Origin of the sequence: Winogradskyella sp. (genome assembly GCF_025210595.1) — a bacterium.
Classification (GTDB): domain Bacteria; phylum Bacteroidota; class Bacteroidia; order Flavobacteriales; family Flavobacteriaceae; genus Winogradskyella.
This window is the reverse complement of sequence record NZ_JAOARH010000118.1, coordinates 1-10,331: the sequence shown is the minus strand read 5'-3', so window position 1 is coordinate 10,331 and position 10,331 is coordinate 1. Positions and strand designations below refer to the sequence as shown.

Sequence of the window (10,331 nt, the reverse complement as noted above, 5' to 3'; positions counted from 1 at the left end):
TTCTACCCAAGCGGCAGGAATCATAATTAGATTCACAATTGGTAAAAACATTAAAATAACCCACCACCAAGGACGAGAAATAATTTTCATAAGAACAACGGCATTGTATACAGGAGCAAAAGCTTCCCAAGCCTGTCTGCCTGCTTTAACGTATAGTTTCCAAGTGCCTAAGCCGTGAATTACTTGTAAAATCAGTAAAAATATAAACCATTCTGTCCAAGTCATACTTTATAATTGATTATTGTCTAATGACAATTGATTAATTTTTAAGGTTCAAATTTGCAGTTTTTCTTGATGAAATAAAAATCCTTGTGAGCTCATCTGCTTCATTTAACAAAGATTTACAACTCTCTATGGGTAATAAGTTTTCGTCTTTGATGAACTCTAACCAAAAATGGCTTTCATCTATTTCTTCTATAACAATACTAATTTTTGAAATAAAACTAGGTTTAGATTGTGCTATACAAGTGGCTCTATAATTTGCTGCCACAGACGTTGTACATCTAATTAATTGCTTTTTAATATGATTCGATAGATAATCATTAGGTAATTGAGCAACTAACTTAATTACGTTATGAGCAAATACCTTAGTTCGATGCTTTAGATCATTCTTCATTTATCAATCAACATTAAACATTAATTCGCAATACATCTTTCATACTAAAGATGCCTTTTTTGTCTTTTATCCATTCTGCTGCAATTACAGCTCCTAAAGCAAAACCTTGTCTGCTATGTGCAGTGTGTTGAATACTTATAGAATCTATATCAGAATTATAAGTAATCTGATGAGTGCCAGGTACTTCAGGAATACGCTTGGCATCAATGTGAATTTCATCTGACTTTGGGTCTTCTAAGGTCCAGTTTTTATAAGCTGTATTTTCAATAATTTGTTCAGCGAGTGTTATGGCTGTTCCGCTTGGCGCATCTAGTTTTTTAGTATGATGAATTTCTTCAATTTCAGTTGAGTATCCTTCAGTGCCAGTCATTAATTGACTAAGTCTTTTATTGATTTCAAAAAAGATATTGACACCCAAACTAAAATTTGAAGCATACAAAAAAGTACCATTCTTAGATTTACAATAATCAATAACATCTTGATAATGCTCTAGCCATCCTGTGGTGCCAGATATTACCGGAACATTGGCGTCTAATGCTTTTTTTATATTGGAGATTGCTGCAGTTGGTATGCTAAAATCTATAGCAACATCTGTATTAGAAAAATCAAAGTTATCTGCTGCGTTAGAAATTTTTAAAGTAATTGTATGATGACGCTCAAGAGCTATAGCTTCAATACTTTTTCCCATTCTACCATAACCAAGTAAAGCTATATTCATATTTAGAATTTAAAATTTACGGTTAAGCCTAAATCTCCTGAGTTTTCCATTTGATTATATTGATAATGTGGACTCAAGCTTAAGTTTTCGTCAACATTAAACTGTAGTAGATGTGCATCTACATTGGCATCTATTATATTTAGAGCATATAAACCAATAGTTACAAGTAAAGATATTTCTTTATTTCTCCTAAACTGCTTTTGTGCTCTAATTAATCCGTCATTTGATACCACACCATAAAATTCATCGTCAGTAAAACCAGCTAAACGTCTTTTATAGGCATCTCTGTAACGATCAAATTGTTTATCGTTTCTTAAGTAAAAATAAACTCCAGTGCCAATGGCTCCCCAAACTATAGGAATCTTCCAGTATTTTTTATTGTAAAACTGTCCAGCTCCTGGTAAAATAGCAGAATAAAAAGCAGCTTTAGAAGGTCTTAAAGGATCAATCTCTTTCTTCTTAAATAATTGGTTTTCTATAAGGACAGGTTCTTTATCTAAGGCAATGCTAGTGCTATCATTTTCTTTTTGAGCAAATAAAAATGAAAGCGAAAAAAAACACAATATGCAGAATAATAGATGTTTATTTAGCACGTTGTACTAGTTTTTTTATACGGTTAAAATCCTCTTCAGAATGAAAAGGAATCGTAATTTTTCCTTTACCATTTCTACTCATCTTAACATCGATCTTATGACCGAAATAATCTGAAAAATCCTTAATGCCTTTTTTAATGTATTTAGGAACTTCGGTAGAAGAACTCTCTGGTATAGAGTCCTTAGCGGAAATAAGATTTTTAACTAATTGCTCAGTGGCTCTTACAGAAAGTTTATTGCTAATAATTTTTTCATAAACTTCGAGCTGATCTATTGGGCTTGCAATGTTTACCATAGCTCTACCATGACCCATAGTAATAAAACCATCTCTCATTCCAGTTTGAATGATAGGATCAAGTTTTAATAAGCGTAAATAATTAGCAATAGTTGAACGTTTTTTACCAACGCGCTCACTCATTTGTTCTTGAGTAAGGTCTATTTCGTCAATTAAGCGTTTGTAAGATAAAGCAATCTCTATAGGATCTAAATCTTGACGTTGAATGTTTTCTACCAATGCCATCTCTAAAGATTCCTGGTCATTGGCTATTCTTATATACGCTGGTATTGTTTCTAAGCCAATAAGTTTTGATGCTCTGTAGCGACGTTCACCAGAAACTAATTGGTATTTATCAAAAGCAAGTTTTCTTACAGTAATAGGTTGAATAACACCTAGCTCTCTTATAGAAGATGCTAACTCTCTTAGTGCTTCTTCATTAAAGCTGGTTCTTGGCTGAAAAGGATTAACCTCAATACTATCAATGTCTAATTCAACAATATTACCAACAACTTTATCTGCATTTTTATCATCGGCAGATTTTATATCATTTTCAGGATCTTTCAATAAAGCAGAAAGTCCTCTTCCTAAAGCTTGTTTTTTAGTTGCCTTCGCCATTATAATTCATTTTTCTTTATCAGTTCCTTAGCTAAGTTCAAATAATTTACAGCACCTTTACTACTTACATCATAATTAATGATACTCTCACCATAACTTGGCGCTTCTCCTAATCTTACATTACGTTGAATGATCGTATCAAATACCATATCGCTAAAATGCTTTTGCACTTCTTCAACCACCTGATTAGATAGACGTAAACGCGAATCGAACATAGTAAGCAGCATACCTTCTATGTCTAACGCTTTATTGTGTATTTTTTGTACACTTTTAATAGTATTTAACAGTTTACCTAAACCTTCTAGCGCAAAATACTCGCATTGAATTGGTATAATAACAGAGTCTGAAGCTGTTAAAGCATTTAAAGTAAGTAAGCCTAGTGAAGGAGCACAGTCTATTAGTATATAATCGTAATCTGATTTTACTTCATCAATAGCTTTTTTAAGCATGTACTCACGCTCATCCTTATCTACAAGTTCTATCTCAATAGCTACAAGGTCTATATGTGCAGGAATCACATCTACATTAGGTGCATTAGAAGCAGTTACAGCTTCTTTAGCAGATTTAGTGTGTTCTAGCACTTGGTAAGAACCAATTTCAACTGTTTCAACATCAATCCCTAATCCTGAACTAGCGTTAGCTTGCGGATCGGCATCTATAAGTAGGACTTTCTTCTCTAGCACACCTAAAGAAGCTGCTAAATTAACTGAGGTAGTTGTTTTTCCAACACCACCTTTTTGATTAGCTATAGCAATGATTTTACCCATTAAATGATTTGGTTTGTTAAGGGTTTAAAAATACAATTTATTATGGGTTTTGAAAATCGAAGTTGTTAACATAACATAAATAAAAAAAGTCGTCTAAAAATATCTTTAGACGACTTGTTATGAGTTGTTTGCGTATTACTATTCCTTTTCTGGCATTAAAATAGCTTTTATATAACCTTTGGTTAAATATTTGTTAGCAACATCTTTTACATCTTTAGCGCTAATTGCATTGATGTTAGCTTCATAATTGATGACACTGTTTAAATCCCCTTTGTTATAATCGGAATTTTTAATAGTGTTTAACCAAAATCTATTTTGTTCTAGTTTTTCTTTTCTAGTAAGCAATAATGCTTTCTTTACTTTGTCTAGATCTGTTTCTGTTGGTCCATTTTTTATGATTTCATCTAACTCAGCAATAGATGCCGTAGCTAATTTTTCTGCATTATCTGGCCCACAAGGGAAAGAAATACTAAAACTATAACGACCATATGGTATTTTACTCATAGATCCTCTTGCTCCAGCACCATAAACACCACCTTCTTCTTCTCTTAATTTTTCTATAAGTTTTATGCTTAATATTTCACCCAAAGCATTTAGTGCTCTTGCTTCTTTTTCATTGTACGTTGTTTCTCCAGTATATGTTAATCGTACCATACTTTTTGGCTCTGTACCTTTATTGTAAATAAACTCATGAGATCCAGATTTTGATCTAAAATCATGAACTTTATACATCTCTTTTTCATCTTTACCAGATAAAGAAGCTATATAAGTTTCAGCATAATCAGCGAGTTGTTTTTCATCTACATTTCCAACAAAATAAAAGTGGAAATCACCAGCATTAGCAAAACGTTCTTTGTATTTTTCGTAAGCTAAATCGTAGTTGGCTTTGTCTAAAGCAGCTTCGTCTGGGAAACCTGTATATCTTGGGTTTCCTTCGTTTAAAAATTCACCTAATGCGATAGAAAAAGAAATGTTAGGGTTAGATAAAATATTACCTAAAAAAGCTTTTTGCTTGCTAATGTATGATGCAAAAGCTTCTGGATCTTTATCTAACTTTGTAAAGTAGAGGTGAACCATTTGAAATAGCATCTCTAAATCTTTTGGTGAAGCAGAACCACGGAAACCTTCAGAGTTACCACTAATATAAGGGCTTACTCTTACAATTTTTCCAGAAGTCATTTTTGCCATTTCATTTTTATCAATACCATCTATACCAGCTTCAAACAATCCACGGTTTGCACTAGCAGTTTCTTTTAGTTCTTCGTTAGAGTATAATGAAGTACCTCCATAACTAAAGGCTTCAAATAATACTTCGTCATTTTTAAAATCTGTCTTTTTATAGGTGATTTTTGCTCCGTTACTTAGCGTCAATGTTGTAGTTTCGTTAATCTGCCCTTTGTGATTAATAGTTTTATTTGTAATACTACCTTTTGCTGGTTTTACAGGCATTAGTGCTTCTCTAACCGCTTCGTCTTTATAATCTTCAATGTCTGCTTTTTTAACTTTTTCTAATAAGTCAATAACTTCTTGTTCGCTAACTTTTTTAAGACCTTCTTTTTTTGGACCAGTTAAAATTACCAAACGGTTATCGTCGTGTAAGAAATCTGTAATTAGGCTATTTACCTCTTTAAGATTAATGTTTGGTAGTTCTGATTGCGCATAATTAAAAGTCCACTCTATACCAGGAATAGGACGTTCTTGTAAGAAATGCTGAATGTAACTGTTTACAATTCTTCCAGACTCACGCTTGTCTTTGTCTTTAAACTGACGTTCTAATCTTGCTAAATAATCTTTTTTAGCACGTTTTAATTCTGAAGCTTTAAAGCCATAACGTTTTACACGCTCGTTTTCTTCTAATAAAGTTTTTAATGCATCTAATTGCCCTGTTTCGTTAGTTGCTGCAAACGATTGGTAGGCTTCTTTATTACCAATAATGCCACCTTTGTAAGAGAACCCATAAACAAAAGGAGGATTAGGCTTGTTACTATATTCTGCAAGTCTGTTATTTATCATTTGGTCAAAAAGCCCTTCAACTATATTGTCTCTATAATCTGTAATAGTTTTGGTTTTTTCAGGGTTGCCTTTGTCTTTGTAGTAAATCTGAACTTGAGAACCTGTAGCTTCTTCATCCCATTCAATAGCAACTAAGGTGTTTTCGTGATTTTCAGAATAAAATTCCTCTCTTGGTTTTGGGTTTTTAGGATTTTTAAGACCGCTAAAATTTTCTTTAATCTTTTTTTCTAAAGTCTCTACGTCTAAGTCTCCTACAGCAATAACTGCCATTAAATTTGGTCTGTACCAATCTTCTTGAAAACGTCTAATGCTTTCATGTTTAAAGTTTTCAAGATTTTCTAAAGTCCCTATAGGTAAACGATCTGCATATCTAGATTTGTATGCTATTTTATCTAAATATTTAGACTGCATTCTTGTTGAAGCACCTAATCGTGTTCTATACTCTTCAATAACGACTCCACGTTCTTCATCAATATCTTTACCTGTAAGTAAGGCGTTACCTGCCCAATCTTGAAGAATTTGAAACCCTTTATCTAATTTTTCAGGATCATCGCTAGGAATAGGAAGTATGTAAACCGTTTGGTCAAAACCTGTATAAGCATTAAGGTCTGCACCAAATTCTACACCAATACTTTGAAGATAATCTACAAGCTCATTTTTCTTAAAATGCTTTGTACCATTAAAATTCATGTGCTCCATAAAGTGAGCAAGTCCAAGTTGGTCTTCGGTTTCTAAAATAGAACCTGCCTTTATAGCCAAACGCAATTCTACTTTATCTTCTGGCTTACCGTTGTTTTGAATGTAATAAGTAAGTCCGTTAGAAAGTTTTCCGATTTTTACTTCTGATGTAATTGGTAAAGCCTCAGAAGCTACAGATGTTGACATCTGCTTTTCGGGAGTTTTTGTTTGTGCATTTATTGAAAAATTACAGCACAAACAACATACAAAAAGTGCGCTAAACACTTTAGATAGTTTTGTTGTCATCGATTGATGGTTTAGTGGTTAATAATTTAAGTTAAATAAGAAAATTCCTCTAAAATAAATATAAAATACTCATGGATAAAGAAATAACATTGTTTTAACTAAATTTTTAGTTGAATATTGTTTAAGCTGTAATAATTTTCTCTATCGCTTTAAATTTTTTGAAATTGATTAAGCAGATTAATCAAATAATTTAACATCAATTTAAATTCTTAATCTGTAACTTTACGATAATCAATAAATTAATCAAAAACATGAAAACTAATTTTCGCACTTTATTAGTGTTGGTTATGACTTTATTATTCTCTGTAATAGTAGAAGCTCAGCCAAGACAAACCGCTTCAGTTGAAGGTATTACTGAATACATGTTAGACAATGGGCTTAAAGTTCTTTTATTTCCAGACAATTCCTCGCAAACCATAACGGTTAACATTACCTATAAAGTAGGATCGCGACACGAAGGTTATGGTGAAAAGGGTATGGCTCACTTGCTAGAACATTTGGTATTTAAAGGAACTCCTAATCATCCTGATATTCCTAAAGAGCTAACGGCTCATGGTGCTAGACCAAACGGAACTACATGGTATGATCGTACTAATTATTTTGAAACATTTAATGCAACAGACGAAAACTTAGATTGGGCTTTAGATTTAGAAGCAGATCGAATGGTAAACTCTTACATAGCAAAAGAAGATTTAGATTCAGAGTTTTCAGTGGTGAGAAATGAATTTGAATCTGGTGAAAATTCTCCGACAGGAGTTTTAATGCAGAAAGTAATCAGTTCAGCATTTTTATGGCATAACTATGGGCAATCTACTATAGGAAACAAATCAGATATTGAGCGTGTTCCGATTGAAAACTTAAAAGCGTTTTACAAAAAGTATTACAGACCAGATAATGCTGTTTTGATGGTGACAGGAAAATTTGATTCCGATAAAACTCTTGCACTGATTGAAAAAAAGTTTGGAGGTCTTAAAAATCCAGACACTCCTTTAAAAGATGTGCCTACTATAGAACCACCTCAAGATGGAGAAAAAAGAGTAGAGTTGAGTAGAGTAGGAGATTTACAGTTGGTGTCTGCATTATTTCATACACCAGCAGGTTCTCATGTAGATTATGCACCTTTAGCTATTGTTGAAAATGTTTTAACAGACCAACCTTCTGGTCGATTATACAAAGCATTGGTTGAGAGTAAGAAAGCATCATCTTTATGGAGTTTTTCTCCATTTACCAAAGAGCCAGGTTTTATGTATTTTAATGTTGATGTACCTTCAGATAAATCTTTAGCTGAAGCAGAGTCTACATTATTAAATATGTTTGATGGACTTAGAGAAAATCCAATTACAGAGGAAGAGTTAAAACGTGCCAAAGCCAATCTTGTTAAGCAAATGGATCAGATGGTGAGAAACTCATCGTTTTTAGGGACATTTACCAGTGAGTTTATTGGTGCAGGAGATTGGAGGTTAATGTTTATTCACAGAGATCGCGTGGAAGCGGCTACTCTAGAGCAAGTTAATGAAGTATTAAGCAACTATTTTATTAAAACCAATAGAACCGTAGGTAATTTTATTCCAACAAAACAGCCAATGCGTATCGAGATTCCTCATACTGAAGGTTTAGAAGAATTGGTAAGTAATTATAAGGGTAAAGAAGCTCTAAGTGCAGGTGAAGCTTTTGATGTAGCTTATGCTAATATTCAAAATCGTTTAGAATCTGGTATGATTGGTAGTACAGGTATTGAATATGGTTTTATTAAAAAAGATAATAGAGGTGAAACGGTTAATGTCAATTTTACCTTTAGAAACGGAAGTGTTAATGACTTAATGAATAAAGGAAATGTAGCAAGTTATACAGCAAGAATGCTTAATAAAGGTACTAAGTCTAAATCTAGACAAGATATTGAAGATAAGTTAAGTGAACTTAAATCTAGCATTTATTTTAGTGGAAGCAATGGTAGAACTTATGCTTATGTTACATCTACAAAAGAACACTTAATGGAAACTTTAAAGCTAATGACTGAGATGTTAAAAACACCAGCATTCAACCAAGAAGAGTTAGATAAATTAAAGACTCAAGACATTGCTAATATAGAGCGTAATAAAACTGAACCTCAGTATTTGGTACAAAAGCGTTTGGGAGAGATTAATCAACGTTATAAAAAAGGGCATCCATTATACAATATGAGTATGGAAGAAGAGCTTGCAGCTATCAATAATGTAACCATAAAAGATATGCAAGCTTATTATGATGATTTTTATGGAATATCTAATAATGCTACGCTGATTGCTATTGGAAATATTGATGAAAAAGCATTAAAAGGCTATTTTGAAAAAGAATATACTGATTTTAAGTCTAGCTTACCATATGCTGAAATTAAAGATCCTTATGCTGCAAACAATCCAGCTAACGAAAAGGTAAATACTCCAGACAAGAAAAATGCCTTTACATTAGGGTTTTTAAATTTTGAATGTAGCCAATACGACGAGGATTATGCAGCATTACAAGTTGCAGGATCTGTATTTGGTGGTGGTTTTTTAAACTCACGTATAGCAACAAGATTACGTCAGCAAGATGGTGTAAGCTATGGCGCAGGTGGTGGAGTTAATGTAGATGGTGATAAAGATGATAAAAACTCAGGTATGTACATTTACGCCATTTACGCACCAGAAAATGAAGCCAAAGTGCAACAAGGTTTTAGAGAAGAAATAGCACGTTTTATTAAGGATGGGATTACACAACAAGAGTTAGATGATGCAGTAGCAGGTTGGGTACAAGCACAAAGTGTTTCTAGAGCAAAGGATAATGAATTAGCGAGTACTATAAACAATAACCTTTACTATGACAGAGATATGATGTTTCAAAGAAATATTGAAGATAAAGTAAAAAGCTTAACCGTAGAAGATGTGAACAAGGCTATTAAAACCTATTTTAAAGAGATGAAAGAATGGTCCGTTGTTAATGGAGGAGACTTTAAAGAGTATGAAATTAAAGACAACAAAGATAAAGTTGATGATTAATTTATCTCGATTTTAATAATTGAAAAGCCCTTTTTTAAGGGCTTTTTTGTGTTTTTTTATTATTTAGTCACAAACAATGTTAGGATTAATTTCATTCATTTTATGACATTTCCATCCTACATCAATAATAATTTTATGTTTAATTTTTTTTAGGTTTTCATATTCGGGATTGGGAAAGTTTTCGTTAAACTTAAAATACTTTAAGTTAGGGTTATTCCAAAAAGGGTATAAATATTCAAAATAATCAGCTAAATGTAATCTTTCTAGATTTTTAAGTTTGCTGATTATATTATATGTACTATCAGTGTCAATCTTGTATCCGTATCCATGAACTGATCCAAAATAATCTATTTCTAAACTTTTTAAGTTTTTTAGTTGCGTAAATTCAAGTGGTAAATTGCCTAAATAATGGCTGTTAGTAATAGAGATTTTCTCTAGTTTTTTTAAATTTTTAATCTCAGGTGAGAAGGTTTGAAAACAAGAAAGCCTTAGCTCTAATTCTTTGATGCTTTTAAGTTTGTATACTAGTTTGAAATCAAATTCAGAGCCTAGTAAGGTAAAGTGTTCTAATTTTTTTAGTTTCAAAAAAGAATTAGGAAGTTTGGTTTCTGAATCAACAGACCATAACTCTAAACTTTTTAAATTAGGAAGTAATGCTAATGTTTCAAAAAAAGCTTCTTTGTCTATAATAGTTGAGAAATTTATATTTAGATGTTCTAATCTTTTTAGTTTTT

The 10,331-nt window shown here is 32.3% G+C and carries 9 protein-coding genes; 1 reads left to right on the top strand and 8 read right to left on the bottom strand.

Annotated features, from left to right (window positions below; all coding sequences use genetic code 11):
* The 7 genes from N4A42_RS12215 to N4A42_RS12185 form a co-directional block, all read right to left on the bottom strand.
* A partial coding sequence (locus tag N4A42_RS12215) for a DUF5684 domain-containing protein (protein ID WP_294074396.1) occupies nt 1–225 on the bottom strand: 225 nt, incomplete at its 3' end.
* 34 nt (nt 226–259) lie between these two features.
* Nucleotides 260–616 carry a four helix bundle protein gene (locus N4A42_RS12210; protein ID WP_294074394.1) on the bottom strand — a complete coding sequence of 119 codons (357 nt, stop codon included), beginning with the start codon at nt 614–616 and terminating at the stop codon, nt 260–262.
* Nucleotides 617–629: 13 nt separating this feature from the next.
* A complete protein-coding gene (gene dapB / locus N4A42_RS12205) occupies nt 630–1,334 on the bottom strand; it encodes a 4-hydroxy-tetrahydrodipicolinate reductase (protein WP_294074392.1) in 705 nt (234 codons plus the stop codon).
* A 2-nt stretch (nt 1,335–1,336) separates the two neighbouring features.
* Entirely contained in the window at nt 1,337–1,927 is a 591-nt protein-coding gene (locus N4A42_RS12200) for a DUF5683 domain-containing protein (RefSeq protein ID WP_294074390.1), read from the bottom strand.
* A complete protein-coding gene (locus N4A42_RS12195) occupies nt 1,917–2,819 on the bottom strand; it encodes a ParB/RepB/Spo0J family partition protein (RefSeq protein WP_294074388.1) in 903 nt (300 codons plus the stop codon). The genes N4A42_RS12200 and N4A42_RS12195 overlap by 11 nt, the downstream gene beginning before the upstream one ends.
* Nucleotides 2,819–3,586, bottom strand: coding sequence for an AAA family ATPase (locus N4A42_RS12190; protein ID WP_294074386.1), 768 nt, complete (start codon nt 3,584–3,586; stop codon nt 2,819–2,821). The genes N4A42_RS12195 and N4A42_RS12190 overlap by 1 nt, the downstream gene beginning before the upstream one ends.
* A gap of 138 nt (nt 3,587–3,724) precedes the next feature.
* Nucleotides 3,725–6,583 (bottom strand): pitrilysin family protein, encoded by a 2,859-nt coding sequence (locus N4A42_RS12185; RefSeq protein ID WP_294074384.1) that lies wholly within the window; start codon nt 6,581–6,583, stop codon nt 3,725–3,727.
* Nucleotides 6,584–6,834: 251 nt separating this feature from the next.
* On the opposite strand from N4A42_RS12185, the gene N4A42_RS12180 reads away from it, so the two are divergent.
* Nucleotides 6,835–9,597, top strand: coding sequence for a pitrilysin family protein (locus tag N4A42_RS12180; protein WP_294074382.1), 2,763 nt, complete (start codon nt 6,835–6,837; stop codon nt 9,595–9,597).
* A gap of 63 nt (nt 9,598–9,660) precedes the next feature.
* On the opposite strand, the gene N4A42_RS12175 is transcribed toward N4A42_RS12180, so the two are convergent.
* The coding region (locus tag N4A42_RS12175; RefSeq protein WP_294074380.1) for a hypothetical protein at nt 9,661–10,331 on the bottom strand (671 nt) is incomplete at its 5' end.